Raw genomic sequence first — 25,602 nt, 5'->3', positions numbered from 1 at the left:
CTGCGGGAAGAGTAGCTTTTGTGAGACCCGAGGAGGCTCACGGGCTACCCGCGGAAAGCGAAGTCTTGCATGAGCGTATAAAGAATCTATAATGGAACCTTTTTAGTTTGTCCCAGCTTTTTTAGAGGAAGATTAATCGTCTTTCAACAGATGGTGGATCATTCTTTTATGATCATTGAAGAATTGCTGCATGATGCGGTAGTGTCCGACTTCTTCCAATTTCCTTTCCCTTACACCGTCTTCGCCAAGCTCGATGATGGTTGAGGAGGGATAGGCCATCAAGATAGGGGAGTGGGTGGCAATGATGAACTGAGATTTTTGATTGACGAGCTCATGGATCCTTGTCAGCATAGACATTTGTCGCAGTGGGGAAAGGGCAGCTTCCGGTTCATCCAGGATATAGACTCCGTGACCGCGGAAGCGATTCATGAATGTGGAGAAAAATGCTTCCCCATGGGACTGCTCATGAAGGGATTTGCCGCCATACGAATCGATGATCGGTGCGCCAAAAGGGTCTTCATCGAGTTTTGAAATCTGGGTGGCTACATTGTAAAAGCTCTCAGCACGTAGAAAATAGCCATCTGTGGGTTTTTTTGGACCACGGATGATGCGGAGATATTGATCAAGGTCACTGTGTGAATCAAACGTTGAAAACTGAAGGTGGAGGGAGCCTCCCTCAGGGTTGAATCCCATGGCAGCAGCTATTGATTCGAGAAGGGTTGATTTCCCCATGCCGTTTTCACCGACAATAAAGGTCACATCACGGTCCAGGTTGATTTCGTCGAGGGTACGGATGCTCGGGATATTAAATGGGTATCGGTCAAATGAGGGAACCTCTTCTCTTTTTAACATAATGCTTCTCAGATAGCTGAACGTATGCATAAAAACCTCCTTATAATAAAAAAGGACATCATTTATACATGATGCCCACTTGTTCTTATGAGGATGACGTCAGTTCCAGGATGATGGAAGTGAGGTCTTCGATGTCTGAATAGTAGGTTACAGAATGGGGATCAGTCTTCAGTAGAAACAGCTGCCCTTCCCTGTCGAATGAAATGGAGATCTCTTTGGGTTCTTCACTCATGAAGGTATGAGTGATTTCACTTTCATCGAACTCCTTCATCGTTTTTAAAAGTTTGACTACAACATCACGTGTCATAGATTTCCCCCCTTTGATCACTAAAGGGATTGACTAAATACAGTCTCTTAGACCCAATGACTATCCTCAGTATAACAGAGATATCCACAAAAAGAAACACACGTTCTCTTGCGTATAGGGTTGGCCTCTCGCACATATGATGGGATAAAGAAAGGGGGAGGGAATATGAATCAGTGGAGAATCAGGTCGGGGACACGTTCTCCTGACTATCCTGACGACATGCTCGCCATCATAAAACGCGGCCTGCCGCAGGGAAAAGGGAAGAAAAAAATCTTGATCATAGGGGCAGGACTCAGTGGCCTAGTGTCAGCATCATTATTGAAGAAGGCTGGACATGATGTCACACTTTTGGAAGGTAATAATCGGCTCGGAGGCAGGGTGTATACGAAACGTTCCCCTTTTTCTAAGGGGAACTACCTTGATATGGGAGCCATGAGGATTCCGGATAACCATCGATTGGTCATGGAGTACATCCGTATGTTCAACCTGCCGACCAATGCCTTTTTGAACACCACGCCATACGACAAGCTGTATGTGAATGGGGTCTATAAAACGGTTGAAGAGTATGAGAACAATCCGGATGTTTTAGGGTTTCCACTGAACGAATCCGAAAAAGGCAAGACGGCGGAACAGCTTTTCCTGGAAACGACCAAACCGTTCATCGAAGCTTATCAGAATGGAAGCAGGGAGGAGCGCAAACGCCTTATTGAGGAATTCTCGAATTACTCAATGGGCAGATTCCTGCGGGAAAGTCCCTACGGAAACCCCCTTTCTCTCAATGCCATCAGAATGATCAGCGTGCTCCTCGGGATAGAAGGATTCCCGGAGTTTTCATTTGCCGATATTCTCACCGACATCATTTATCCGATCTTCAGGAAAGAAACGAAATTCAATCAGATCACAGGAGGAAATGATCGTCTTCCATATGCCTTCCAGGAAGAATTGAAAGAAAACCTGCTCATGAATCAACAAGTTTACCGGATCGTGCAGGGGCCTGACGGCGTTGAAGTATATACACGCAACGGAGAACCTGGCGTCCACAGGGGGGATTTTGCCCTGGTGACCGTTCCTTTCACGGTTTTGCAGACGATTGACATTGAACCCTATCAGTCTATTTCCTTTAAAAAGTGGCAAGCCATAACGGAATTGACCAATGTCCCTGCGGTCAAGGTTGGTATAGAGTTTAAAACCAGGTTCTGGGAGGAAATGAAGATCGGCAATATCACCTCAGATCTTCCGTCCCGGTTCACATATGTGCCGAGTAACGGGATCGGCAGTGGCCGGCCCGGTGTCCTTCTGGCGAGCTACAGTTGGGGTCAGAATGCCCTTCTATTGAATAGCATGTCTAAAGAAGATGTTCTTGCCAATGTTTTGAAAGATCTTGAAAAGTTTTATGGCCCCAGGGTCTACACGGAAATCAGCTCTTATGCAGTGTACAATTGGAGCGTCAATCCATTTTCAGCGGGCTGCTTTACGTTATTCACCCCTGGGCAGGAAACGGATTTTGCTGACTATATCCAGCAACCTGAGGGAAGACTTCATTTTGCAGGGGAGCATACCTCATCCTTCCACGGATGGATGGAAGGGGCTATCGAATCTGGAATCAGGGCCGCTTACGAGTTGAATGCAAGATAGCATACCCAAATCTATGAAAATAGGAGCTTATCCCACACCTTTTCCTCTATGAAGCATACTCTATCAAGTAAGGTATTTTAGTAGGAAAGGGGGAAAAATAAGTGGGAAATTACCAACACAACAGAAGAGTTTCGCCTGATCGTGATAGAGATCGTGATCGTGATGAAGTCATCGTAAACCCTACTCAGCGCGTTGTGAATACCCGTACGAAAACGCGCACTGTTAAGAACATCCACCCGACTGAAATCATCAACGTCAACCGTACCATTGTCCGTAATGAAAATTATTACCCTGTACGTACGAGGGAGGTCAACGAAACAGTGGTTGAAAACTACGACTGTGGAAGGGATGTCAATCGTCCTGATTGCAGAAGGGTAAGTCCGGGAAGCGGATGGGTCCGTCCGGCAAATGATGATCGTGGTCGCTATGAAGGAGGCAATCGATGTGGAAACCGCAACCGTTGCTGTGGCTGCAGGTGGTTCTAGTATAAAAGCATCCTTCGGGGTGCTTTTTTCCTTTGTGAGGAATTAAACCTTCTATTATCGATCCATGGAGCATAGATTGAACTAGTAAAACTAAAAAATGGGAGATCTTATGATGCCGAATTTTCCTAGAAACCGAAACAGTTTAGTTCCACTCGTCGCCGTCTCATTGAAAGCTATCATAAGGGTTGTCGTAATTGGAGTCATTGTGATGTATGCCTCCATCTGGCTTATTTCCACCATGGCCATCAAGCTGAAGGTCGATAGCCTCCTGTATTCCTCTGTATCGGAAATGGTTCCGAAACAGACCTTCCTTATGCTCCTTTCACAGGAGATGACGGGATTGAGGATAGCCAATGAAGATCAGCTCAATCATGATTTTGATTGGCTTGAAAGTGTCACGAATGTATCCCTATTGGATCCCAGGAGTTTGTTTGGTAGGGAAATACCCGGAATTGAAAATTATCATACCCATATAGCGGTAGCAGGTAAGGGAACTGATATTACAAATCTACCGTACGAATCACCAGCACCAACCGATGAGCAGCTGACCAATCAGGAAGTGGACCAGGACCAGATCGACCAGGCGAATGACTCCAAGGACGACGGGGTAAAAGAAGTGGACAAGAAGTCTGTATTCATTTATCACTCCCACAGCTGGGAAGCATTCAGTCCACTCATTAAGAATAATCAATCGAGCGATCCGGCCAGCACGAACGAAAAAGTCAATGTCATCGCAGTCGGCGCCAAGCTGAAACAGGAATTGGAGTCAAAAGGCATCGGGACCATCCAGGACAAAACCGATGTGAATCAGGCACTGAAAGAAAAGAGCTGGACCTATTATGAATCCTATAAATTATCAAGGGGTCTCGTCCAGGAAGCCATCGCCCAGGACGAAGATCTGAATTATATCATCGATGTACACCGGGACTCACAGCCAAAGAAAGTGACCACTAAAACCATCAACGGGAAACCGTATGCCCGCCTTTTCTTTATTGTAGGGAAGGAAAATAAAAATTATGAAAAGAACCTGAAAATTGCCAGGGATCTTCACGCCAAGCTTGAAAAAGACTATCCGGGCATCAGCAGGGGGGTATTCGTCAAAACAAAGGCAGAGGGGAATGGCGTATACAATCAGGATCTGACCGAAAGGGCCCTGCTCCTTGAATTCGGAGGGGTAGAGAATAACCTGGTGGAACTTTACAACTCTACAGAAGCTTTCGCTGAAATCTTTGCAGAATATTATCACAAAGATGCAATTGAAGTAAATAATTGAACGGGCCTCATGGGCTTGTTCTTTTTTTGGGAAGAAATAAAAAAGAATTGAAGAAAACACGAATAAGGAATATAATGGCGTAATATTAAAAAAGAGGAAGTGTGGGGGATGAAGCAAAAGATTGCTGTCGAAGCCATTGCAGATAGTCTGAAAAAAGATGGCAGGGTGAAAAGCATTTATGTAAAGGGATCGATGGGGCGTGAAGAGGAAGATGAGTTTTCCGACGTGGACCTTTATTGCCTTATCGAGGAACAGGATCTGACGTCATTCCTCCAGGACCGGCTTCAACACCTGGAAGCCTACGGGAAGCTCCTATTCCATGATGATTTGTTCATCATCGCGCCACAAATCATCGCGGTATATGAAGACCTGCTTCATGTCGACCTCTTCACGGTCACGGAAAAGACATTCAAGCAGAAAGATTATTTCAAGGTCATCTATGACCCTGAAGGCAAGTTGAGCCCATTCGAGAGAAGTCAAAACCTTTTATTATCCGATGCCGAATTCAACGAATTCGCTGGTGACACCGGGTGGTTCCTATTTCAATACCTCAAAGCGATGAGAAGGGGAAACGATCTTTGGGCCGCGGAAATGCTGCAGCACACAATGAGGAATTTCTCCAGTGTGCTTTTGCAACGATACAAGCCTGAGAGGGCACAGCTCGGGTATAAAACCCTTGAGACGAGTCTTCCTGAGCAACTTGTCGGAAATGTGAAGAAAATTATGGGGCTCATAGGACCCTTCACTCATCAGCAGGCTGCCAGTGAGATCCTGCGACTGATTGAAGCCGAGAGAGGATGGATCAGGTCAGAGTGGAAAGACGAACAAGGAAACCGACTGTTGGATACCATGCTCAGTACATTGGAAGGCATAAGAAAGTAGGAAGTCTGATACATAATCCGTTCTTCCCTGCAAACCCTAAAGGCAGGAGGGATGTTCTTGAAGTATGTTTCAGCTTTTCTATTAAAACTGGTCGTCACATTCCTGATCCTCTACACGGTGTTGGCAGGGATTCAAAATTTAACTATGGGATCCATCATTGCATTGACTGGTGTACTCGTCCTGATCGGTTATCTCCTCGGTGATTTGTACCTGCTGCCAAGGACAACGAACGGTTGGGCAGTGCTTGCAGACTTTGGTTTGAGCTCCATCGTGGTTTATTTTCTCAGTTCGGCCATGGTGACTGGTTCTCAAACCTTTCTTGTAAGGTCTTTTGTGGCGGCAGTGGCAGTGAGCTCATTCGAGTGGTTTTTTCACCGTCATCTCAGGAAAAATGTGTTTTCGCCCGAGCCCTCTGCCCCCGTTTATCGTCAGGATTATCAAACCGAAGCATCAGAGGAATTTCAACCTGACCTCGAGAGGGATGAAAGATAAAAGGACGGTATGCTCCCATACCGTCCTTTTCAATGATTCAGCGGGAATCTCCAGTCTTGTTGAATGTCATGGAAAACTGTTCTACCAATGCCTGAACCTCACTGATTTTTCCCTCTTCAAGTAATGCCGTGATCCTTGGGAGGAAGGAGTGGACGTCTTCATTTGAGAAGGTCCCATTCTGCTGTTTTTTGAAGTTCTCCATTAAAATTTCTTTAGCCTCTTCTTCCTTGCCCTCTTGAACCCTTTGTAAAACAAAGATAGAAACTTTTTTTGTCCTTGTGGATCCATTCCGCGTCCTCCTTGAATTCATCATGGTCATCTTTTTCATTGTACCAGTTGCCTTGCCTATTTTTCAGAGAGGTGCCCATAAAAATTAGTAGTTGTAAAATGGAGGATTTCCACTATAATTAGTACCAGGTATTAAAACTAGATGATGGGGTGATTTCATGTACTCATTTCTCGCAAACCTGGCAAAATTGATTTTTGGAAAAGTGGAAATTCGAAATGCCCATCTACTTCCACAAGATGGGGGTTATATCGTGACGTGTTCCCATAAAACTTGGCTCGACGTCGTCGCTCTAGGCTTCAGTATGCCCGGACCCGTTCACTTTATGGCGAAGAAGGAATTATTTGACCGCAAGATTCCCGCCTATATCTTACATAAGATTCATGCCTTTCCTGTGAATCGTGAGAACCCTTCCCCTTCAAGCATCAAGAAGCCCGTTAAGCTCCTCCGGGCAGGGTCGATCGTGGGTGTCTTCCCTGGAGGAACCCGTTCAGATGAGGATGTGGAAGCAAAGCGCGGTGCCATCACCATTGCAAACCTCTCACGGGTACCCATTGTACCGGCAGCCTATCACGGGCCTACATCGTTTAAAGAACTATTGCGTAACCGTCATAAAGCCGTTATCGTTATCGGCCAACCATACACCGTCCGTGCAAAAGACAAGGAACAAATGACCGCGGAAACAAAGGTTTTATCAGGGAAAATCAATGAGTTAATCAAAGAAGCCCAAAAAATAAGCTGAAAGCTGTCCGGACAGATCCGACTTTAGGTCTGTCCGGACAGCTTTTTGTATGATTCGGTATTCATACATATCATTTAATTTCATTTGAACAGGTATGAATCCCTTCCCATGGCAGAAACTATCCAAAGAATGGAGCAGGGAGGAGTATCAAATGAAACGGTTGAATAATGCCGGTGAACAAGGGAATCTTGCATACGTGAGTATTTTCGGCACCACACAGATTCATTTGAGGAGCCCCATGATTGCCGCGTTGTGGTCCATGGCTTTTCCGGGATTCGGTCATCTCCTTCTTTCCAAATACCTTAGAGGTTTCGCCCTGGTGATTTGGGAGATCTATATCAACCAGACCATCCATCTGAATACAGCCATGGTTTACACGTTCATGGGTGACATCGACGCAGCTAAAAGCGTCCTCGATGTACAATTCATGCACTTGTATATTCCGGTGTACTTGTTTGCCATATGGGATAGTTACAGAACCGCCGTCGACTTGAATAAGGTTTATTTGAGTCATATAGGAAACAAGTCGACCATCAATCAGAGACTCATTATACGTCCTTTAGAAATCAACTATCTCGACAAGCGATGCCCTGTTTCAGCGTTCTTTTGGTCGATGGCTATACCGAGCGTCGGGCATTTTTATAATCATCGGATTGTATCCGGTCTTTTCACGCTGGTGACCACTGTTATTTACGTATACCACTCCCACCTGTTGGAGGGAATTCATTATCTCATTTTAGGAAGAGTGGAAACCGCCATAAATGTGCTTGATAAACAATGGTTATTGTACATGCCATCCTTTTATTTTTTCACCATATATGATGCGTATGTGGGGGTTATAGAGAACAATAAACTTTTCAACCGGGAACAGTCGGCCCTTCTAAAAAAGTATTATCAGAAGGGATCTTTGTTGATTGATAGAGGATGGAGGGTCAGGTAGTGCAAATCATCGCATCGTTCAATCATTCATCCTACATTGAGATGAGCATCGTCAAGCTTGAAGAGAGGGGATTGGATGATCTATATGCCATCCCCCTAGAAAGCAGGAAGAAAGAAACAAGGCTGTTTGACTCCATCCATTATTCTGATGGCCATTCCCTTCTCAATAAAGGTATGTTCCTGGCTGTCATCTTTTCGGTCATAACCACTAGTCGTGGGTTTGTATTGGAATGGGGGCCGATCTATTGGGGGTTGATTGGTGCAGGGAGCGGACTAGTCCTTGGTTTCCTTATAGACCTGTTCCTGGTTAAGTTCAAGGAGAGAAAACAAATCCTGACCGATCATGCTCAGCCATCTGAGATCATCCTTATCATCAACTGCGGGAACAAGGATGAAGAATGGGTGACCCAGATGCTTTGGGAGCACCATGCAATGGGTATTGCCGCAGTAGGAAAAGAGTGAAAGGAAGGAACAGACCATAAAAAAACCATTCAATATCTCATTATTGAATGGCTTGAACCTAACCAGATGGGGGTTCGTGATCGGTTTAAAGGGTCGCTTTGGCACCATTTACCCAATGGATGGAGCCGGACTCAGTGTGTGGGTGACATTCTTTTTTTACGCAGCGAAACTCCTCTTCCAATTCTTCAAGGGTCAGTTCAAACAGTTGCCTTTCTCCTTTTTTGTACACTTTATGGACGATCAGTTTATTGATCAATTCATTCCTTCTTTGCGTAGTTTCCATCGTATTCACTCCTCATGGATAGTAAGGAAGAGGATAAAAAAATCCCTCTTCGGGATAAGAAGAAGGATTGCCCGGACTCTTCAACTCATCTTTCAAGCAGCTGCTTGAGGAATTAGCACAGTGTTCCCATTAGGAATCTGTTGCTGAGGTTTCACAGGGCCATTCCCTCTACCTCTCTTGATAAGTATTGTATTGTTTATATTGTAAACCAAGTATACCAAGTTGTCAACTTGGTTTAATGTGCGTTTTCAGACACACAAACTTAGAGTGAATCACTCGAATATCCCGGCCAATCATGATACCGTATGAATAGAATGAATTAAGCGTTTGGAGTGAACAGGATGAAGACAGTGGCAGTTGTCGGTGGAGGTATCACCGGTCTCACGACACTATATTACCTTCAGGAATACTTAAAAGATGAAGAGGTAAGGCTCCTTTTGATTGAAGGGGAACATAAATTTGGCGGTAAAATCAAATCGATTCCATCGGATCCCTTCATTATCGAAGCCGGTGCAGATTCCATTGTATCAAGACATCCCGGGGTACTTGAGCTTATCGGTGAGGTAGGGCTTATGGATGAACTTGTGTACAACGAAACGGGTACATCGTTTATCTATACTCAGGACACATTACATAAGATTCCAAGTGATTCGGTGTTTGGTATCCCCATGACAATAGATTCCCTGATGGAAAGTACGCTGATTTCAGATGACGGAAAAAGGGCTGCACTCCGGGATTTCGAAACGGTGAATGAGACGTTCACCAAGGAAGATTCCATCGGGGATTTCCTGGAGTCCTTCTTGGGGAAAGAGCTCGTTCAAAACCAGATTGCACCCGTCTTATCGGGTGTATATTCAGGAGATTTATACACACTGAGCATGTCCTCCACACTTCCGTACCTATTAGATTATAAAAATGACTATGGCAGTATCATGAAGGGTCTATGGATCAACCGAGAAAAACATCAGGGGAAGTCCAATAAGAAATTTGTTTCGTTTAAAACCGGACTATCTGCCATCATCGATCGATTGGATGAGCGCACGCCGCATTCAGAAAAGTACAAGGGGAACGGACTGGAAAGTCTGCAAAAAGCCGGTGGCACTTATTCATTGGAGCTCACCAATGGTGAAATCATATCAGCGGATGCAGTCGTCCTGGCGATTCCGCACGATCAGGCAAGGAAGATTTTGGGGCACCCGGTACTGGATGAAGGCTTTTCACTCCTTAAGAATAAATCCCTTAAAAGTATATACCTTGGATTTGAACTCCCTGACACCGTATTGCCTGCAGATGGCACTGGGTTCATCGTTGCGGAAGAACAAAACGGGGTTAAATGTGATGCTTGCACATGGACCAGCAGGAAGTGGAAGCATACCTCTTTGAATAGTCAGCTTCTTGTGAGGCTTTTCTATAAGGATTCCAATCCACATTGGGAACAGATCCATGATCTCACTCAAGATGAATTGCTTCTTATAGCACTCCGGGATATAGAGGCGACGATCGGCATCAAAGGCAAACAGCCCATTCTTCAGGAAGTAACGGACTGGTCCGGCCTGATGCCGAATTACAATATGGAACATGCACAATCAGTGAGACAACTGGAAACAAACCTTGCTGTTGAATTCCCCGGGGTCATGCTTGCTGGCGCTTCCTATTACGGTGTGGGCATTGGTGCCTGTATACAGAATGGAAAGAAGACAGCGGAGCTGCTGTCTTCACGACTTCGCTAAACGACGGGATGACTTATAGTTGAACAGCAGGGAGGCTAAACTGATCAGCACCAGAAGCACCATGCTCAAATAGAATCCATATCTGCTTTCCTTCAGTGTGAACGTCCCGCTGATGGCCAACACGAGGATGGCCAATGCAAACAGGCTCACTCCGTTTCTCCTGACATCTTTGTCAAGTAGCTTGAAGGATGAAAGCAGGATGAATGCCCAATTACAGAGTAGCAGGATGCCTGCGGCAGTGATGAAGGCCTCAAAGATGATCCCTGGCAAGAGATGAGAAGCAATGATGGCGATTCCCATACCGGCAACGGAGAGGCAGAGGGAAGGAAGAGGGATATCCCTCTTCCATTTTCTTTTGAATATCCTTGGTGCTTCACCTTCATCCGCCATAGACCGAAGGAGGCGGGTGACGCTGAATAACGCTGCAGCCAATGCAGAAAAACCGGCTATCAGGATGACGCCGTTAAAACATGAGGCAACGATGGGGACATGTCCACGATTCAGGACGGATATAAATGGGCTCTCCTCACTGGAAAAGTGGGTGGGTGCCTGCAGTTTCATTGTCACCCAAAGGGCCAATACGTACAATGAGCCAAGGCAAAGGATCAGTGCTCTCCCGCTTTTGAAAATGTCTTTGGTTTCCGTGAGCCGGGAAGCCATCAGCCCGATAACTTCGATGCCTGCGAAGGAATAGAAAGCAAAGATCAAGGAAGTCCTCATCCGATTGAATCCTTCATCTAATGGCATTGAACCATTCAGGTGGAAGTGGTTTCTGCCTCCAGATAACAGTGATGCCCCGATGAATAGGAAGATCACAAGTGCTGAAAGCTTGATGACTGAAAAAAAGTCTTCCGCTATATCAAATCCCCTTGCTCCGAGTAGTACGACCGTGATGGATAGCACCGCAAAGATAAGGGTGAAAACCCAAAGGGGAATGGAAGGGAACCAGTACCTGGACAAAATCCCAAGGGCGGTTAACTGACCTCCCATGATCAATACGGTGGAAATCCAATAGATCCAACCGCACAGGAACGCCGCCCATCTTCCGTATGCTTTTCCAGCATAGGTACAGAAGGATCCTTCGCAAGGATCGGCCATGGTCATCATGGCAAGCCGTTTATACACGATCCAGGTTGCGAACGCAGCGATAAGAAACGCAGGGATGGTGAACCCGCCCGATGATTTCAGCGCAATTCCAGTACCAAGGAAATACCCCGTCCCAACCGTACCTCCAGCACCGATCAAGGAAAGATGCCACCAGGAAAGAGAAGGCTCAGCTGATTGATTCTTCATGATGATCCTCCAGCCTGCTGCGGGTTCGTTTTTTCTTCTGTGTGGACCCAAAACAGAACCAAGATGATGATGATCACCGCAAAAAGTCCCGCACCGATGAAACTCACATTCAACCCATTTTTCATAACCAGCGAAACCAAAGGGGGTCCTGCAGCGACACCGATAAAACGGGAGGAACTATAAAGCGAAGAAATGGTCCCGCGTTCTTCTTTTTCAATGTTTTCCGTAATCAGGGCATCGAGGGTCGGTAAAAGGGCACCGATGGCTATCCCGATTAAACCTGTGAGGCAGAGCAGGAAGACCAACTGTTCTCTGAGAAAACCGACGAATGGCACACATAGGGTCAAGAGGGCAAGACAGCCAAGCATGATCCCTTTCATTCGTTTCAAATTTCCTTTGATGTTCTTTCCTGAGATGTAAGAAGCGACACAAAGGGCAAGCAGAGGGATCGCCAGGACAAACCCCTTCTTCACACCATATAAGTGATGGATCTTTTCGAATGAATCACTCAAGTAAAAAAGAATGCCGAATAGGACCAGCATCACATACGCACCTATTGTAAATACTGTGCAAATCCACTTGCCATGCTCCTTGAAGATCCCTTTCGTTTTCTTGATGAACTCCTTAAGTTCGACAGGGGCATCCTTTTTTTTAGGTACTTTAATGAAAAAAATGACCAGCAGGATGGAAATAAGGCTGAAAAAAGAGATGGAGAAAAACGGCAGGAACCATAAGAAAGCCGCGAAAGCCGCTCCCAAAATGGGGCTCAATACCTTGCCGAACGTATTGGACGTTTCGATGATTCCAAGGCATGAGCTTGTTTTCTCATCATCATCTTTGTATAGATCACCTACAAGGGGCAGAATGATGGGGGCTGCACCTGCTGCACCGATCCCTTGCAGGACCCTCCCGATAATGATCCAAAGGAAAGGATCATTCATTTTCCATGATGCGTAGCCTGCAATCAGACCGCCGATTAAAGAAAACACAAGACTCGGAAGGATGACCATTTTCCGTCCGAACCGATCCGACAAATAGCCGGCAATGGGAATAAGGAAGATGGAAGCAATAGAATAACTCGTGATGATCATGCTGGTTTGGAAGGATGAGATGCCAACCTTCTTTTCAAAAATCGGAAGTACTGGTATCAACATGGAGTTCCCCAGCGTCATGACGAGTGGGATGGAGGCCATACTGACGACACACCAGTTACTCACTTTTGATTGATCGTTCATTTTGACACCTCATAGTCATTATGGTTTCTCAAATAATGTTCCTTCTTACCAGTATGCGGCACGGCTTCGAGTGCAATTCGTCTTAAATTATTCCAAGTGACAGAGTGGTCGATTGTAAGTAGGCATTCTTATTTACAATCACCTAAAGGAGCACACCAAAAAGAGGCTGCAGCCGCACAGCCTCTTGAATCGTTCTCTTTTAAAGCTTACCTGTAAGAAATTGAGCTTCCCCTTTACCGAAACTCCAATCTGCATCACGATTCGTAACAATCGAGACCATCAGATCATCTGGTGAGATGCCGCAGTCCTTCTCAAGTTTTTCAGCCAGCAGTTGATACAATTTCTTTTTCTGTTGATCGGTCCGTTGTTTACTCGTGATGGTGATGACGACCACATCATCGCTTCTGTTGAAGCCCAGTCCCGTGTCTTCAATGATCATCTCGTGCTTCGGGTGTTGATGAACGATCTGATAGCGGTCCCTTTCAGGAACACCAAAAGCCTCAAGGACTGCTTGATGGGCACTATCCAATATTTTTTTTACTGTCGAAGGGTCTCTTCCTTCGATTAGATCGAATGTAAGCAATGGCATATAAAAGCCTCCTAATCTTGATGATACCGATAAGATACCACCCCAGAGCAACGTTAAACATGGTAATGAATGACGGCACGAATGACTTGAAAAAAACGGGTCATTCCATACATAATGGAAATAAATCCATTTATAATTAGAAATTGTGAGAGGAAGATGTTTGTGACATGTCACATTTTGATTGCCACAATCAGGAATATAGATGTCGAATCGACCAGATGGGAAGAAGAGTTCGGGATCGGCTTGAAATCCGCGGAACAATATAGGGGAGATGTACCTTTCACATTGCCGTATCTCTATGAGGCGTATGATGATGACCTTCCGTTATTGATGTTGTTGAATGAGCTCATGGCAATAGGGGATGTAGTCGAGCTGTATGAATATTGTGAAGGGAAGAAGGGAGGAGTGGCCGTGAATAGAAGAGAGGAAGCCGTAACGGTGAATCTCCATCAAAAGACTTATCAGGATCAGCATGGAACCTATAAGTTGAATCAAAAAAAATGGCTGAATGACCTGGCCACCAAGAGGTATTTGACTGACCGTAGTGTGACCACCTTCCTTAAATATTAACAGGATGAATAAGGAAAAAATGATTGACTTTTACAAGATGAGGGTGTATCCTTTTGGAAATATTCAAATTCCATGACGGGAAGAGTACAGAAGGAAACCTCCTTAAGAGAGCCGCTGTGTGGTGAGAAGCGGTGGAGAACCTTTCGGAAAATCACCCCCGAGAAGTCCTGCTGAAGGAAGCATAGGCAGGGTCGGTGCACAGCCGTTAATGTGTTGACCGAGTGCCGTACAATTTGTGCGGAAGATGGGTGGTACCGCGGAATAACATCCGTCCCTTTTTATAAGGGGCGGTTTTTTTGTTTGATCATTCAGAGGGAAGAGGGTTCACGATGAAAACAGTTGATGTAAAAGAAAAGGCGCATAAGCGTGAAGAACGAATCCAGCAGTACTGGAAGGAAGCCGGTACGTTCGGGAAATCCATTTCTGAGCGGGAGGGTAAAGAAACGTTTGTCTTTTATGAGGGACCACCAACGGCCAATGGTCTTCCCCATGCGGGTCATGTACTGGGACGGGTCATCAAGGATTTTGTTGCAAGATACAAAACGATGCAAGGGTATCAGGTATATCGCAAGGCAGGGTGGGATACCCACGGATTACCGGTCGAGCTGGAGGTGGAAAAGCAGCTAGGGATTTCAGGGAAACAGCAGATCGAAGACTATGGCGTGGAAAAGTTCATCAATGAATGCAAGAACAGCGTCTTTCATTATGAGAAACAATGGAGGGAATTCACGGAGGCCATAGGGTATTGGGTAGATATGGATGACCCTTATATTACCTTGGAGAACGACTATATCGAGAGTGTGTGGCATATCCTCAGCGACCTTCACAAACGGGATCTCCTTTATAAAGGGCATCGGGTCACGCCGTATTGCCCGAGCTGTCAGACTACACTCAGTTCCCATGAGGTTGCTCAAGGCTATAAAGATGTCAAGGATCTCTCTGCTACAGCGAAATTCCGCATCAAGGGAAGCGAAAATGAATTCATCCTCGGCTGGACGACAACACCATGGACTCTGCCAGCCAACATGGCACTCGCCGTCAATCCGGCATTAACATATGTAAAGGTGAAAAGTGACGGTGATACATATATCGTTGCCGAAAGTCTGAAAGACAAGCATTTTTCAGAAGAAGCAACCATCATATCCCGTTTCAAAGGAAGTGAATTGGAAGGCACCCCTTACATCCCTCCTTTTCCATTTGTGACCCCGGAAAAGGGGCATATCGTAGTTTCAGGGGATTTTGTCACTGCTGATAGTGGAACAGGGATCGTGCATATCGCTCCTGCTTACGGAGAAGATGATTACCAATTGGTGAAAGATCATGGTCTTTCATTTGTGAATGTCGTAGACGGACAAGGTAAGTACACGGACGCCGTCCCACCTTTCCAAGGTAGGTTTGTCAAAGACTGCGACGTGGACATCGTGAAGTATCTTGCAGTCGAAGGGCTCCTGTTCCATAAAGAGAAGTATGAGCACAGCTACCCCCATTGCTGGCGCTGTGATTCACCCCTGCTTTATTATGCAATTGAAAGCTGGTTCATCCGTACGACGGCGTTGAAGGATCAGTTCATCAAGAATAATGAACATGTTGAATGGTACCCGGAACATATTAAAGAAGGCCGTTTCGGTCACTTCCTTGAAAATATGGTGGATTGGAATATCGGCAGGAACCGCTACTGGGGCACCCCTCTACCCGTCTGGATCTGTGATTCTTGCAGCCATCAATACGCACCGGCAAGCATGGATGACCTGAGGAGCCGTTCTGTGGAAGAAATCGATTCCGTTGAACTGCATAAACCTTTTGTCGATCACATTCATCTGACCTGTGATCAGTGTGAAGGATCCATGACGCGTGTACCGGAAGTGATTGATGTTTGGTTCGACAGCGGAAGCATGCCATATGCACAGCAGCATTATCCATTCGAACATCAGGATCAATTTGAAAAGCAATTCCCAGCAGACTTTATCTGTGAAGGAATAGACCAGACCAGGGGATGGTTCTACAGCTTATTGGCTGTTTCAACATTGTTCACGGGAAAGGCCCCTTATAAGCGCGTACTGGCTACAGGTCATATTTTAGACGGAGAGGGCCGGAAGATGTCGAAGAGTAAAGGGAACGCATTGAATCCAATGGACCTTGTCTCTGCATTCGGTGCTGATGCCCTCAGATGGTCACTCCTTGCTGACAGTGCTCCTTGGAATAACAAGCGCTTCTCTGAAAGAGTGGTGCTGGAAGCAAAATCAAAGGTAGTCGATACTCTGGTTAATGTTCACTCATTCTACACCATGTACGCGAAAATCGATTCATTCACCTATTCAGAACTAGACCAAGGAGAAAAGACCCTGCTGGACAGGTGGATCCTTTCAAGACTGGACAGTGCGTCTCAAAACATGAGGGAAGCATTGGATCGCTACGACTTCACCAAGGGAGCTCAGGCTCTTGAGGTATTCATTGGGGAAATCAGTAACTGGTATATCCGCCGCTCACGGGATCGCTTCTGGGAGGAAGGCGTGTCAGATTCAAAACTTGCTGCATTCTCCACACTCCATCATGTACTAGTGGAAACGAGTAAACTGGCTGCACCTTACATTCCGTTCCTTGCCGAAGATATCCACCTTAACCTCACGGGCAAAAGCGTACATCTCGCCGAATATCCTGAAGGGGGAACAGGTTACAGCGATCCATCGATCGAAAGGGAAATGGCTGCCGTCCTTCAGGTGGTTGAACTCGCTCGGAGCGTCAGAAATGCAAAATCGATCAAAACGAAGCAACCTCTATCGGAAATGACCGTCATTGCCACTGAACCACAAAACGGTGAAGCGTTAAAAAAACATCAAAGGATCATTCAAGAAGAAATCAACGTCAAACGTGTCCTTGTACAGGAAACATCCAATGATCTTGTATCGTATGAAGTGAAGCTTAATTTCAAAAAAGCCGGTCCCGTATTAGGAAAAAAAGTCGGCGCAGTCAAGAAATATTTAGATCAATTAAGTCAAAGTGAAGCAGAACAGATTGTCCAAGCGGAAACGTTACATCTGGATATCGAAGGCGAGCAATTGACTGTTCCATTTGAGTTGCTTCTTGTGGAGAGGGTGGCAGAAGAGGGGCTTTCCATGGGCGCAAATGCTTCTTATCAGGTTATCCTCAATACGGAAATCACAGAGGAATTGAAGCTTGAAGGTCTGGCTCGTGAAGTCATACGGGCCATCCAGACCGAGCGGAAAGAGCGCGACCTTCCAATAGAAGCTAGGATTTCCCTTCGGTTGGACGGAGACCCGGAAATACGGAAGGCGATCGAACACAATGAATCACTGATACGTGAAAATGTCTTGGTGAAGGAGATGAAAGTAGAAGCATTATCTGGTGGAAAGCAAGTAACGTTGAATGACCATAGATTGATCATCGACATCGCTTAAAAAGAAGAACCCCGTTCAAGAAACGGGGTTCTTCTTTGTGATGCACAGCCCCATTTGACCGAGGGCATAATGGATGCCTTGCTGAAGGACAGAAAAACATGGGATCCGCTTGATTTCATGTCCGCTTTGGGCAATTTGAATACTGAATTCAGCCGAGATTCCCACCAATAGGCAGCGAGTCCCAAGAAGGGAGGTGGCTGCGACAAATTTTTGAATGAAATTCAATGTGAATTCATCCACCCCGATTAAGCTTGTAGCGTCGATGATGAGGTAATCCGCCTTATATCCTGGGAGATTAAGGAGGGTGCGGTTAAGGAGCTCTTCACCCCTCGTTTCATCATAGCGACCAACCAAGGGCACTACCAGGATGGAATCGAGGACGGGTATGATCGGAGAAGAGATCTCCTTGATGATACTGGAAAGGGTATGTGTTCTTTCGGCTGCTGCAAGATCCATCTTTTGCTGCATTTCATTCGTTTGTTCTTCGATTAATGCGCTGACATTCAATGAAGGTGTGATGTCGGAGTGATTAAATTCATACTCACTATATGGGTCGCCTTCAAGTTGGCTCCTGTTCACCTTGTACCACATTTTCTCCCCGAATAAGCCCGTCAGGACCCCGGCCCAGTGACCTGGAAGGAATGTGCCTTCTTGATTTTTTCCTTGCTCCTTATTGACCTGATATTCCCAGCTGTTCCGGACGCGAATCACGGCATGAAGCCCTTCTTTTGAATAGGATACAATCTCTGTATCACCCCAGCCCGCTGTCACATAGGTGGTCGGAAGCTTGCCGAGGATGTCATCTACTTTCCCGAGGGAGCGCCTGTAAAAATCACTTACGATGGTTCCGGTCCTGTATCCTGAAGTTTCCAGTACAAGTCTTGACTCTTTATGCCCTGCTATCTCTTCGATCGTATCAAAAAGGGTCTTGAATGCCGTATCCACCCAGAACAATACGACCCGTTCATTTTCAAAATGAACTTCCCCGTTCACAAGATCCCAGTCGAATAAAGAGCCGCTTATATCAATTGCATGTTTCATGATTGACGCCTCCAACAAGATGATTTCTTTTCATATGTATAGAAGGTAGTGCGAAAAATCTGCAAACCTAAATATGAGTACCCTCCTTTTAATGTCAGTAAACATCATACCAATGATTTTTTAAGGATTTATCAATTGGTCCAAGGGGTATAGTATGAGAAATGACAGTCAGGGGGAAAAGGCATGAAAGAGGCGATGATCATTATCAATCCTTCTTCTGGAAAGGAAAAAGCGGTGGATTACGAGAAAAAAGCTATACATAATCTCGAAGGCTATGAGGTCTTGGTGCGTGAAACGAAGGGAGAAGGGGATGCTACATTGTTTGCGGAGGAAGCTTGCGAGAGAGGCTTTGACCTGATCATATGTATGGGCGGGGACGGAACCGTAAACGAAGTGATCAATGGCATGGCAGAGAAACCCCACCGCCCAGAGCTTGCCCTGGTGCCACTGGGAACGGTGAACGATTTTGCGAGGGCGATATCACTGCCGCTCGAGCCTGAGGAGGCCCTCGAGGTATTGAAATCAACCAATACCCGGGAAGCCGACATCGGGAAGGTGAATGACCGCTATTTCATCAACATCATCGCCGTGGGTGCATTGGCTGAAGCCTCATTCTCTACGACTGCAGAGCAGAAATCAAAGCTCGGTCCTCTCGCGTATGTTGTGGAGGGTATGAAAAAAATGAAAGAGAAACAGCCGTTTCCATTAGAGCTGTCAGGAGAGCAGACCTGGAGGGGGGATTCCTTATTGACCCTCATCGCCATGACGAATTCCATCGGGGGATTCGAATCCATCGCCCCGGAAGCAGAAGTCGATGATGGATCGCTTCATGTCTATATCATCGAAGATATGCCGATACCCAAGTTCCTCTTATTGCTTCCTAAAATATTGGCGGGTAAACTGACAGAAAGCCCTCAGGTTCATCACCTGAAAGCAACCAAGATTGAAGCGTCCTCATCTCTTGACATGAAGGCGAATATTGATGGGGATGAAGGATGCACCCTGCCGTTGACTGTAAAAAGTCTTCCTCGACACTTGAAAATCAGAATTCCATAAGGAGGATCAGCATGAATCTAACCCTGACAGACCCTGCTTTAATGAAACTATCAGAAATACCCCGCGACCATAAGGTGCAGCTTGCCCTCGACCGGGGGAGTTGTGATATCGTGAATAATGTATACGAAATGAAAGTGATCCCTCCAAGAGAGCTGCAAAACCATGAACGCAGCATTGACTATAAGGGTGTCACCTTCATTGTGGACGACGATTTCGAAGACGCCTATGATCATGAACTTACGATTGATTTTCAGAAGAATGCATTCGTGTTCAAGAATAAGAATCAAACCTTCAACAACCGGGTAGGGCTTCGTTTTTTGTGAATGAGATGGCTTTCTGTCCTGTTATATGATACTATTAGCCCTTACAGTATAAAAAGGACGTGACGTTCAATGATCAATATTACCATTCCAAAAGCGGATGTATCCATTACAGAACGCAAACAGAACGAAAATGAAGAAATTAAAATTCAACCGATCGAGGGTTTCATCGACCTTCATGAAATTCCGCGTGATAAAGGTGGAATCATCCTCTTTTATGACAACAAGGACGAACTTCTGTTTGTAGGAAAAGCCAGAAAGCTGAGACAGCGTGTTAAAAAGCATCTGGAAGATAAAGTATCGCCCCTTCGCGAACACAGGAAGGAAGTTCATCGCATCGATGTCTTATTTGTGGAAGATGCAATGGAACGCGAAATTTACGAAACATATATCATCAATGCGCTTAGAGCCAGATACAATGTGGAAAAAGCATTCTTTTAATGCGTGACCGGAAGCTCCTCGAATGGGAGCTTCTTTTTTATGGCGCATGATGCGCGTCCCAATTCAAAAGATCCTCTTCAGGTATATAGGTATGGAGGGTACCGTTTCCATCTTCCACATGATAGGTAACCTTTGAGCCGTTGTCATGCCAGATTAGTGCTATTCCTTTAATGATAGCTGTCCTAAACATTCCGGCCATATGCAGATGTACCCTATCAAGCAGGTCAAATCGGGTTTGATAGAAACGGGGCACACCCTTTGCTTCACTGGAAGCCACATTAATGTGCAGCCGGTCATTGTTTTGAATCATGTAAAATGTTTGGTCTCCCGCTTGAGACAGTTCATGACAACATCCCACCACGGTGCCTGTGTAGCCGCCTTCATAAAAAACGTCTCCGATATCCATTGCCATGACGCTGCCTTTCATCCTTTGCCCTCCCCGTAAAATCAATTATCCCATCCTATGTATGGAAGCACGGAGGTAGAACACGCCCTTTAAATGTATCTACTGGAATTTATTGATCTATGATACATTTAGTAGACAGAAACGTTGAAAGGGAGCGGCCATGTACATTTCACTTAGAATTCGATTGCTACTAATATTTACACTTGTCCTGACCATTCCTTTCCTTACGCTATCACTCCTCGTCCCCGAGTGGTTCGGTACCATCATGGAAAAGAAAACGACCGAAGCGACCGTAGAAATGATGGATCAATTTTCTCAATACTCCGATTCACTGACTTCTCAGGTGGAAGACCTTGGAAAACAGGTGCTTGTGAATCCCGCTACTCAGGAGTGGGTGCGTTCAGAGGAAAACGGGCAGTCCGACACAGATCTACTCTATATGAAGAATCAATTGAAAACGGAGCTCTCGTCGATGATGGTGAATAATTCAAAATCAATGTCTGTATCTGTCTATCTAAATGATGGAACAGGTACTTCACAGACGCTTCCTCCTCTTAGGGAGATTGTTTGGTTCAAGGAATTTTATGACTATGATCAACGTTGGATGAGGTCACATCATGAGTGGAATGAGGATGAAGTCAACAGTTACCTTCTTCCTCTTTTTGATTTGAATACGATGGACCTCTCCGGCGTTATCAAAGTGAATTTTCCTACCGTCCTGCTAGAGGAGTCACTTGAAAAAGTAAAGCTTGGAGATGAGGGGCACGTATCATTGCTGGATGCTAAAGGGAGAGACGTGTTGGGAGGGAATCCGGATATATCATCCGATATCGTGAAGATGAGCTTGCACGAGATGAAGGATCATTCTGCAAGAACAGGTGTAGTGGAAGTGACTAAGGGGGAAACCAAGCATCTGGTCTTTTATCAAAAAATGGGGGTTGGCGATTGGATCCTGATGAGCGAAATAAAAAAATCCGATCTCTACGCGCCTGTCCACTCACTGCAAAGGAATCTTTTATTGATCAGCGGCTGGATCTTTTTACTGACAATCTTGATTTCTTACATCCTGTCTTCGAATATCGTCAAGCCTCTATGGAAATTGACGGAATCTATGAAACTTGTCGAAAAGGGAAAGTTCTCAGAGGCTGAAAAAGGGTTTCCCGCGATCCGCACGAGGAACGATGAAATCGGTTATGCCGTAAAGGCATTCAAGAATACAACCAAGACATTGGACAAACTGATCAAAACGGAGTATCAGGAAAAGATCAGGAGGAAGGACGCGGAGTACAAAGCACTGCTGCTACAGATCAATCCGCACTTCCTGAACAATACGCTTGAAGTGATAGGAGGACTATCCGCTCAAGGGGAAAATCGTAAAGTCATTGATGTGACCGTCCATTTGGGGCGGATGCTCTCGTATTCCCTTGATACTGAAAGGGATGTTGTCACAATAGGGGAAGAAATAAACTATATGCGCCGATATACGGAAGTATTGAAACTTCGTCATGAAGATGCCCTACATATACTGATTGAAGAGGATCCAGCACTCGATATTGTACCGATCATCAAGTTCGTCCTGCAACCTCTCGTCGAAAATGCAGTAAAGTATAGCTTTATACGGAACGATGTGGCTTCCATCGGAATTTCCACCCGAAAAGTCGGAGATGAGGCGGTTTTGATTGTGGAGGATAATGGAATCGGCATACCTGGAACGGTCATCAAGGAACTTGCGAAGATTGATCGAAACGAAAATAATGTTCTCGACAGCAGGGGCAAGAGCATAGGACTGAAGAATGTCCTTGGAAGATTGAAGCTTTCCTATGGAAACCGCTTTTCGTATTCGATTGAAAATAAGGATCCCGGTGGGACTCGGATCACCCTTATAATTGCAATGGAGAAGGAGGAGAGGGAAGAATGAAGGTGCTGATAACCGATGATGAAGCTCAGGTTCGAAAGGGGCTGCTATGGAAGCTTGATTGGGAGAAGGAAGGGTTCACAGTTGTCGGGGAGGCGTCAAACGGAAGAGAAGCTCTGCGTCTCATGGAGGAAAAAGAGCCTGATATTGTCTTGACGGATGTAAGGATGCCGATCATGGACGGGATTGCGCTGGTGAAAGAACTGGCCAGTAGCTATCCGAAGATCCGGACCATCATCCTTTCGGGATACGCTGACTTTGAATATGTCAGGGCCTCAATGCATGAGGGAGTCAAGCGATATTTGCTGAAGCCCGTGGATCCCGAGGAATTATCTTCAGCCTTAAAGGATATTAAAGACGAATTGATCCGTGAAAAGGCTGAAGAATATAGGGAAGAACGAGCAAAAAAATTGATGGAAGATCAGCTTGCGGATATAAGAGAGCAATATCTCCTACAACTTGTGAGGGATGAATGGGCTGGCCTCTCCATCAGTGAAGAGAAGTTGATGTACCTGGGTTTGGAAGCATTTTGCAACCAGGAAGTGAGGTTCCTGTCAGTTGAGATCAGGGGAAGCATGTCCAGGTCCGACCTTAGGGCGCTCTTCCTGCCTTTCCGGATGATCTGTCGGGAACTTGCCGGGGAAAGGGCCCTTTCATTTGTAGACGCGAGCTATCCCCATATGGTTCATTACATAAGCAGGATCGATGATGTGAACAAACTGGCAACAGATGTACAACGAGCTGCAAAGGAATTCCTCGGGCTTGAATCAGTCATAGGATTAGGGAAGCCGGTGAGGGGGGAGAGGGCTCTTAAATCCGGCTATGAATCTTCCATCCTCGCATGGGGGCAAAGCTCGATCAACATAGAATCACAATTAATCGATGATAATAAGAGGGAAAATGACCCCGATTTTCCCGATGAAGCTGTAAAAGTGCTTAACGCTTATATTGAACAGGGTAATGAAAGTCTTCTGCAGTCGTTTCTTACGAATCTGCTTGAAAGACAGTCATCGGTAATGGATTTTACACTGACAGCGAATCGAATCCTCCTGCATCTCAATCTCCTTGCCGGAAAGTATGACCCCAAAAGGGCCGAGGTAGGGGAAGAGGTCTGGAAATGCCAGATAAGCATATGGGAGTTGACCTCATATCAGGAAGTAATCCATCAATTGACGGAGCTATCCAATCGTATCATGAGAATGGCCAGCAAGCTCAAGACGCCGGCTAATGGAGAAGAGGTCGTTTCCCAAGTCAAAGCATATATGGACATCCACTATGCCACTGACATGTCCCTTGCCACACTGGCAGGTCAGTTCCATATTAATGCAGCCTATTTATCGGAACTCTTTAAGGCTCAGGTAGGGCAGAATTTTACGGACTATCTGATTTCTCTGCGAATGAAAAAAGCGAAGGAACTTCTTGTTGATACCGGGCTGAAAGTCATTGATATCGCCCATATTTGTGGATTTTCAAGTTCAGGTTATTTCAGTACGGTGTTTAAAAAGAAATTCGGTGTGAAACCGATCGATTACAGAAAAGGCCTGGGCACTGAAGGAGGAGAAGAGAAGTGAAATGGAAGCTTCCGATCCTATTGGGACTCATCCTTGTATTGGGGGCAGCCGGCTATCTTTCCATTGAACCGATTTTCAATGAGGGAGGAAAAGAAGTGGCAACCGCCCCCAAGCATACACCTGAAATCACCCTGAACTTCTGGAGGAATAAGGGGACGGCTCTTGAAAATCAGGCGTATGAAGAACTGGTCAAGACGTTTAACGAAGAGCACTCCACTATTCAGGTCAAGATGACCCAGATCCCTTACGGGGATTACGAACTAAAGCTCCGGACGGCCATTGCTGCAGGGAGTCCGCCGGATATCATGACGATTGATACACCGACGCTGGCCCTGTATGCGAGTGCCGGTGCCCTTACATCCATCGATGATTATATGAAAAAGGAGGGACGGGTGGAGGATCTGGCTGAGCCCACTTTGAAAGGATTGATGTATGAGGGGGACATCTACTTGTCTCCCATCGCGGAGTCCAGCGTCGGATTGTTCTACAATATCCGGCTATTTGAAAAAGCCGGCGTTCCTCTTCCTTCGAAGGACCCGGAGGATCCCATGACATGGGATGAGGTAGCCGAAGCCGCCGAACGAATCTCTGCGCTATCAGATGAGATCATAGGTATCGATCCCGCTCAAGGGTTTCCCGACGGTGAATCCCCCGCATATTACAAGATCCCGCTCATTTGGCAGTTCGGAGGGGAGATCATGGACCCTGACAACCATACGGCAGAAGGGTATCTGAATTCGACCGAAAGCCTGCAGGCACTTCAGTTTTATCAGGATATGTATCAAAAACGGGGCATAGCGAAAGTTGAAATGCCGCCGGATGCATTTGAAAACGGTCAGTTGGGGATGGTCATACAGGGATCGTGGATGACAGATAGCTATGAACAGGAAAACCCTGAATTCAAGCTTGGAAAAGAATATGGCATCACATCCTTACCAAAAGGGATTCAGCGGGTCGTTCCAAATGGCGGGTGGGCCCTTGGTCTTTCGTCGAAGGCGTCACATCCCGATGAAGCCTGGGAATTCATCCGATATGCGACGAGCTATGAGGGTTCAAGACGCTATATTGAGATTACAGGGGATGTGCCGGCAAGGTATTCTGTTGCCAAAAGCTTTCCAGAGCTGAAAGAGTACCCAAAGAATATATTCGTCCATCAGGCACAGGAGTACTCTAGGAACAGGCCAGTCACAGCCGCTTATCCTGTAGTGAGTGAGGCCATGCGCATCTTGTTTGAAGATGTGGGAATCGCCAATAAAGATGTTGGTTCTGCGGCCGATGAAGCCGTAAAGAAGATCGAGGACGGCATCAAGGATATGGAAGAATGATGGTATAAAAGACGTTAGCAATGAAGAATGGGGACCTACCGGGTCTCTTTTTTTGT

At 45.9% G+C, this 25,602-nt stretch carries 26 protein-coding genes, 1 riboswitch and 1 other annotated feature; of the genes, 17 read left to right on the top strand and 9 right to left on the bottom strand.

Annotation, left to right across the window (positions count from 1 at the left end; translation table 11 throughout):
* Window positions 1–132: 132 nt before the first annotated feature.
* Together ACNA6I_RS06195 and ACNA6I_RS06190 are read right to left on the bottom strand one after the other, a co-directional pair.
* The gene (locus ACNA6I_RS06195) at window positions 133–882 is read right to left on the bottom strand and encodes an AAA family ATPase (protein ID WP_063191490.1); all 750 of its coding nucleotides are present in this window, start codon (window positions 880–882) and stop codon (window positions 133–135) included.
* 55 nt (window positions 883–937) lie between these two features.
* On the bottom strand, window positions 938–1,159 hold the full coding sequence (locus ACNA6I_RS06190) for a hypothetical protein (protein ID WP_063191491.1): 222 nt from the start codon (window positions 1,157–1,159) through the stop codon (window positions 938–940).
* Window positions 1,160–1,324: 165 nt separating this feature from the next.
* Here ACNA6I_RS06190 and ACNA6I_RS06185 point away from each other — a divergent pair, with 165 nt between their 5' ends.
* The 5 genes from ACNA6I_RS06185 (at window position 1,325) to ACNA6I_RS06165 (ending at window position 5,926) form a co-directional block, all read left to right on the top strand.
* Entirely contained in the window at window positions 1,325–2,794 is a 1,470-nt protein-coding gene (locus tag ACNA6I_RS06185; protein ID WP_416313072.1) for a flavin monoamine oxidase family protein, read from the top strand.
* A gap of 101 nt (window positions 2,795–2,895) precedes the next feature.
* The gene (locus ACNA6I_RS06180) at window positions 2,896–3,279 is read left to right on the top strand and encodes a CotD family spore coat protein (RefSeq protein WP_367259452.1); all 384 of its coding nucleotides are present in this window, start codon (window positions 2,896–2,898) and stop codon (window positions 3,277–3,279) included.
* A gap of 166 nt (window positions 3,280–3,445) precedes the next feature.
* On the top strand, window positions 3,446–4,552 hold the full coding sequence (gene spoIIP / locus ACNA6I_RS06175; protein WP_159129653.1) for a stage II sporulation protein P: 1,107 nt from the start codon (window positions 3,446–3,448) through the stop codon (window positions 4,550–4,552).
* A 108-nt stretch (window positions 4,553–4,660) separates the two neighbouring features.
* Window positions 4,661–5,434 carry an aminoglycoside 6-adenylyltransferase gene (locus ACNA6I_RS06170; RefSeq protein ID WP_252266482.1) on the top strand — a complete coding sequence of 258 codons (774 nt, stop codon included), beginning with the start codon at window positions 4,661–4,663 and terminating at the stop codon, window positions 5,432–5,434.
* 57 nt (window positions 5,435–5,491) lie between these two features.
* Window positions 5,492–5,926, top strand: coding sequence for a DUF2512 family protein (locus ACNA6I_RS06165; protein WP_252266483.1), 435 nt, complete (start codon window positions 5,492–5,494; stop codon window positions 5,924–5,926).
* A 37-nt stretch (window positions 5,927–5,963) separates the two neighbouring features.
* On the opposite strand, the gene ACNA6I_RS06160 is transcribed toward ACNA6I_RS06165, so the two are convergent.
* Window positions 5,964–6,254, bottom strand: coding sequence for a hypothetical protein (locus ACNA6I_RS06160; RefSeq protein ID WP_252266484.1), 291 nt, complete (start codon window positions 6,252–6,254; stop codon window positions 5,964–5,966).
* Window positions 6,255–6,372: 118 nt separating this feature from the next.
* Between ACNA6I_RS06160 and ACNA6I_RS06155 the strand changes: the two genes are divergently transcribed.
* The 3 genes from ACNA6I_RS06155 to ACNA6I_RS06145 all read left to right on the top strand — a co-directional run bounded on the left by ACNA6I_RS06155 (window position 6,373) and on the right by ACNA6I_RS06145 (window position 8,355).
* Window positions 6,373–6,954, top strand: coding sequence for a lysophospholipid acyltransferase family protein (locus ACNA6I_RS06155; RefSeq protein WP_048003569.1), 582 nt, complete (start codon window positions 6,373–6,375; stop codon window positions 6,952–6,954).
* Between the two features lie 151 nt (window positions 6,955–7,105).
* Window positions 7,106–7,894: a hypothetical protein gene (locus ACNA6I_RS06150; protein WP_416313071.1), complete on the top strand. Its 789-nt coding sequence runs from the start codon at window positions 7,106–7,108 to the stop codon at window positions 7,892–7,894.
* Window positions 7,894–8,355: a hypothetical protein gene (locus ACNA6I_RS06145; protein ID WP_416313070.1), complete on the top strand. Its 462-nt coding sequence runs from the start codon at window positions 7,894–7,896 to the stop codon at window positions 8,353–8,355. The genes ACNA6I_RS06150 and ACNA6I_RS06145 overlap by 1 nt, the downstream gene beginning before the upstream one ends.
* Before the next feature lie 85 nt (window positions 8,356–8,440).
* Here the strand turns inward: ACNA6I_RS06145 and fbpA are convergent, their stop codons facing one another.
* The gene (gene fbpA / locus ACNA6I_RS06140; protein ID WP_048003572.1) at window positions 8,441–8,638 is read right to left on the bottom strand and encodes a Fur-regulated basic protein FbpA; all 198 of its coding nucleotides are present in this window, start codon (window positions 8,636–8,638) and stop codon (window positions 8,441–8,443) included.
* An 82-nt stretch (window positions 8,639–8,720) separates the two neighbouring features.
* A riboswitch (SAM riboswitch) is annotated at window positions 8,721–8,825 on the bottom strand.
* A gap of 154 nt (window positions 8,826–8,979) precedes the next feature.
* Here fbpA and hemG point away from each other — a divergent pair.
* On the top strand, window positions 8,980–10,368 hold the full coding sequence (gene hemG, locus ACNA6I_RS06135) for a protoporphyrinogen oxidase (protein WP_063191496.1): 1,389 nt from the start codon (window positions 8,980–8,982) through the stop codon (window positions 10,366–10,368).
* On the opposite strand, the gene ACNA6I_RS06130 is transcribed toward hemG, so the two are convergent.
* The 3 genes from ACNA6I_RS06130 to ACNA6I_RS06120 form a co-directional block, all read right to left on the bottom strand.
* A complete protein-coding gene (locus ACNA6I_RS06130; RefSeq protein ID WP_159129657.1) occupies window positions 10,354–11,661 on the bottom strand; it encodes an amino acid permease in 1,308 nt (435 codons plus the stop codon). The two genes, hemG and ACNA6I_RS06130, sit on opposite strands and share 15 nt — an antisense overlap.
* Window positions 11,658–12,896, bottom strand: coding sequence for an MFS transporter (locus ACNA6I_RS06125; protein ID WP_048003575.1), 1,239 nt, complete (start codon window positions 12,894–12,896; stop codon window positions 11,658–11,660). Before ACNA6I_RS06125 ends, ACNA6I_RS06130 begins: the two co-directional genes overlap by 4 nt.
* Before the next feature lie 199 nt (window positions 12,897–13,095).
* Entirely contained in the window at window positions 13,096–13,485 is a 390-nt protein-coding gene (locus tag ACNA6I_RS06120; RefSeq protein ID WP_056536728.1) for a tautomerase family protein, read from the bottom strand.
* Window positions 13,486–13,647: 162 nt separating this feature from the next.
* On the opposite strand from ACNA6I_RS06120, the gene ACNA6I_RS06115 reads away from it, so the two are divergent.
* Both ACNA6I_RS06115 and ileS read left to right on the top strand, forming a co-directional pair.
* A complete protein-coding gene (locus tag ACNA6I_RS06115) occupies window positions 13,648–14,055 on the top strand; it encodes a hypothetical protein (protein WP_048003577.1) in 408 nt (135 codons plus the stop codon).
* A gap of 63 nt (window positions 14,056–14,118) precedes the next feature.
* Window positions 14,119–14,334: a binding site (T-box leader), on the top strand.
* A gap of 50 nt (window positions 14,335–14,384) precedes the next feature.
* Entirely contained in the window at window positions 14,385–17,471 is a 3,087-nt protein-coding gene (gene ileS / locus ACNA6I_RS06110; protein WP_416313069.1) for an isoleucine--tRNA ligase, read from the top strand.
* Between the two features lie 15 nt (window positions 17,472–17,486).
* Here the strand turns inward: ileS and ACNA6I_RS06105 are convergent, their stop codons facing one another.
* Window positions 17,487–18,512, bottom strand: coding sequence for an STAS domain-containing protein (locus ACNA6I_RS06105; RefSeq protein ID WP_048003579.1), 1,026 nt, complete (start codon window positions 18,510–18,512; stop codon window positions 17,487–17,489).
* 183 nt (window positions 18,513–18,695) lie between these two features.
* Between ACNA6I_RS06105 and ACNA6I_RS06100 the strand changes: the two genes are divergently transcribed.
* From ACNA6I_RS06100 to ACNA6I_RS06090, 3 genes are all read left to right on the top strand, one after another.
* Window positions 18,696–19,568, top strand: coding sequence for a diacylglycerol/lipid kinase family protein (locus ACNA6I_RS06100; protein WP_416313068.1), 873 nt, complete (start codon window positions 18,696–18,698; stop codon window positions 19,566–19,568).
* Between the two features lie 11 nt (window positions 19,569–19,579).
* Window positions 19,580–19,891 carry an iron-sulfur cluster biosynthesis family protein gene (locus tag ACNA6I_RS06095; protein WP_063191502.1) on the top strand — a complete coding sequence of 104 codons (312 nt, stop codon included), beginning with the start codon at window positions 19,580–19,582 and terminating at the stop codon, window positions 19,889–19,891.
* Window positions 19,892–19,960: 69 nt separating this feature from the next.
* Entirely contained in the window at window positions 19,961–20,329 is a 369-nt protein-coding gene (locus tag ACNA6I_RS06090; protein ID WP_048003582.1) for a nucleotide excision repair endonuclease, read from the top strand.
* A 37-nt stretch (window positions 20,330–20,366) separates the two neighbouring features.
* On the opposite strand, the gene ACNA6I_RS06085 is transcribed toward ACNA6I_RS06090, so the two are convergent.
* Window positions 20,367–20,756 (bottom strand): hypothetical protein, encoded by a 390-nt coding sequence (locus ACNA6I_RS06085; RefSeq protein ID WP_048003583.1) that lies wholly within the window; start codon window positions 20,754–20,756, stop codon window positions 20,367–20,369.
* 163 nt (window positions 20,757–20,919) lie between these two features.
* On the opposite strand from ACNA6I_RS06085, the gene ACNA6I_RS06080 reads away from it, so the two are divergent.
* The 3 genes from ACNA6I_RS06080 to ACNA6I_RS06070 are packed head-to-tail and all read left to right on the top strand — an operon-like array spanning window position 20,920 to window position 25,546.
* Window positions 20,920–22,653, top strand: coding sequence for a sensor histidine kinase (locus ACNA6I_RS06080; RefSeq protein ID WP_416313067.1), 1,734 nt, complete (start codon window positions 20,920–20,922; stop codon window positions 22,651–22,653).
* Window positions 22,650–24,221: a response regulator transcription factor gene (locus ACNA6I_RS06075; protein WP_048003585.1), complete on the top strand. Its 1,572-nt coding sequence runs from the start codon at window positions 22,650–22,652 to the stop codon at window positions 24,219–24,221. Before ACNA6I_RS06080 ends, ACNA6I_RS06075 begins: the two co-directional genes overlap by 4 nt.
* Window positions 24,218–25,546, top strand: a complete 1,329-nt coding sequence (locus tag ACNA6I_RS06070; protein ID WP_053072373.1) for an ABC transporter substrate-binding protein — start codon at window positions 24,218–24,220, stop codon at window positions 25,544–25,546. Before ACNA6I_RS06075 ends, ACNA6I_RS06070 begins: the two co-directional genes overlap by 4 nt.
* Window positions 25,547–25,602 lie beyond the last annotated feature (56 nt).

Origin of the sequence: Rossellomorea sp. FS2, from assembly GCF_047915635.1 — a bacterium.
GTDB lineage: Bacteria > Bacillota > Bacilli > Bacillales > Bacillaceae_B > Rossellomorea > Rossellomorea marisflavi_A.
Note: the sequence above shows the minus strand (reverse complement) of the source record. Positions and strands in the feature narration are given on the sequence as shown.

Bases quoted from the DNA above. Each gene is read 5' to 3' on its own strand.
- ACNA6I_RS06195 (WP_063191490.1), bottom strand. From the start codon at position 882: ATGCATACGTTCAGCTATCTGAGAAGCATTATGTTAAAAAGAGAAGAG.
- ACNA6I_RS06190 (WP_063191491.1), bottom strand. From the start codon at position 1,159: ATGACACGTGATGTTGTAGTCAAACTTTTAAAAACGATGAAGGAGTTC.
- ACNA6I_RS06185 (WP_416313072.1), top strand. From the start codon at position 1,325: ATGAATCAGTGGAGAATCAGGTCGGGGACACGTTCTCCTGACTATCCT.
- ACNA6I_RS06170 (WP_252266482.1), top strand. From the start codon at position 4,661: ATGAAGCAAAAGATTGCTGTCGAAGCCATTGCAGATAGTCTGAAAAAA.
- ACNA6I_RS06160 (WP_252266484.1), bottom strand. From the start codon at position 6,254: ATGAAAAAGATGACCATGATGAATTCAAGGAGGACGCGGAATGGATCC.
- ACNA6I_RS06155 (WP_048003569.1), top strand. From the start codon at position 6,373: ATGTACTCATTTCTCGCAAACCTGGCAAAATTGATTTTTGGAAAAGTG.
- ACNA6I_RS06150 (WP_416313071.1), top strand. From the start codon at position 7,106: ATGAAACGGTTGAATAATGCCGGTGAACAAGGGAATCTTGCATACGTG.
- fbpA (WP_048003572.1), bottom strand. From the start codon at position 8,638: ATGGAAACTACGCAAAGAAGGAATGAATTGATCAATAAACTGATCGTC.
- hemG (WP_063191496.1), top strand. From the start codon at position 8,980: ATGAAGACAGTGGCAGTTGTCGGTGGAGGTATCACCGGTCTCACGACA.
- ACNA6I_RS06130 (WP_159129657.1), bottom strand. From the start codon at position 11,661: ATGAAGAATCAATCAGCTGAGCCTTCTCTTTCCTGGTGGCATCTTTCC.
- ACNA6I_RS06125 (WP_048003575.1), bottom strand. From the start codon at position 12,896: ATGAACGATCAATCAAAAGTGAGTAACTGGTGTGTCGTCAGTATGGCC.
- ACNA6I_RS06120 (WP_056536728.1), bottom strand. From the start codon at position 13,485: ATGCCATTGCTTACATTCGATCTAATCGAAGGAAGAGACCCTTCGACA.
- ileS (WP_416313069.1), top strand. From the start codon at position 14,385: ATGAAAACAGTTGATGTAAAAGAAAAGGCGCATAAGCGTGAAGAACGA.
- ACNA6I_RS06105 (WP_048003579.1), bottom strand. From the start codon at position 18,512: ATGAAACATGCAATTGATATAAGCGGCTCTTTATTCGACTGGGATCTT.
- ACNA6I_RS06100 (WP_416313068.1), top strand. From the start codon at position 18,696: ATGAAAGAGGCGATGATCATTATCAATCCTTCTTCTGGAAAGGAAAAA.
- ACNA6I_RS06095 (WP_063191502.1), top strand. From the start codon at position 19,580: ATGAATCTAACCCTGACAGACCCTGCTTTAATGAAACTATCAGAAATA.
- ACNA6I_RS06090 (WP_048003582.1), top strand. From the start codon at position 19,961: ATGATCAATATTACCATTCCAAAAGCGGATGTATCCATTACAGAACGC.
- ACNA6I_RS06085 (WP_048003583.1), bottom strand. From the start codon at position 20,756: ATGAAAGGCAGCGTCATGGCAATGGATATCGGAGACGTTTTTTATGAA.
- ACNA6I_RS06075 (WP_048003585.1), top strand. From the start codon at position 22,650: ATGAAGGTGCTGATAACCGATGATGAAGCTCAGGTTCGAAAGGGGCTG.